This is a genomic window from Corynebacterium pilbarense (assembly GCF_026930265.1).
Taxonomy (GTDB): domain Bacteria; phylum Actinomycetota; class Actinomycetes; order Mycobacteriales; family Mycobacteriaceae; genus Corynebacterium; species Corynebacterium pilbarense.
The window spans coordinates 1-797 of sequence record NZ_JANRML010000075.1 but is presented as its reverse complement, the minus strand read 5'-3'; the positions used below and the strand labels follow the sequence as shown (position 1 = coordinate 797).

Annotated in this window: 1 protein-coding gene; it reads left to right on the top strand. The window is 34.4% G+C overall.

The genetic code is table 11. The annotated features are described in order from the left end of the window. Positions 1-526: 526 nt before the first annotated feature. On the top strand, positions 527-797 hold a 271-nt coding region (locus tag NUW87_RS11415; RefSeq protein WP_269028643.1), incomplete at its 3' end, for a hypothetical protein.

The following is a 797-nucleotide window of genomic DNA, read 5'->3' as shown; positions in this document are numbered from 1 at the left end:
CATTACAATATGTTTTGCTAGATCAGTTGGTTAAAACTTGCCTTATTAAGTAAGAGGTCTTGAGTTCAAGTCTCTCTTTTGTTACTTTTTTTTTGAAAAAAAAAAGTTCATGCTAAAAATTGTAAAGTGCATTTCACTTCAAGTATAAAAGTGAATCACTATAAGTAGCTTTATATTTTAGAGTTATTTTGCATGCAATTTTTCTGTTATAAGGTAACCTCATTGTAAAAGTGATCCCCACTTCTCTTTATAAAAGTGGGTCACTTCATGAGCAACTTATTTGTAAAAGTGAGGTTATTACAATGAGGGGTATCACCAAGTGGACCAACTTCTACTTTCCATGTGGCTCTTTGGTTATCGTTTATGCCTTTTTTTTAAAGGGCATAATTTCACATCCGAAGTCCATTTTCAGTGCCGTTTTTTTTAAAACCGCACAACTTTTCAAGATCTTTCCATCCAGATCATTAGTTTCAGGTTTTAAATCTGCATTATCTACATATTTAATATGGCTTCTACAAGTACTGTCATGCTTACCAGCGACAACTACTTCCAATGGAGATCCCATATGGAAGATTTATTAAGAAGTAAAGGATTGTACCAGATTACCTTGGGAAAGGAAACAACACCCATTGATGTTGATAAGAAAGTCAAATGGGCTAATAGGAATGACGAAGCATGTGGACTAATTGGAATGTCCATCTCTCCCAATTTAAGGTTCCACCTTCAAGGAATTGATGACACCGAAGAAGCTTGGAACATGATTGAATCTGTGTTTGGTAAACTCAATATTATTCGAG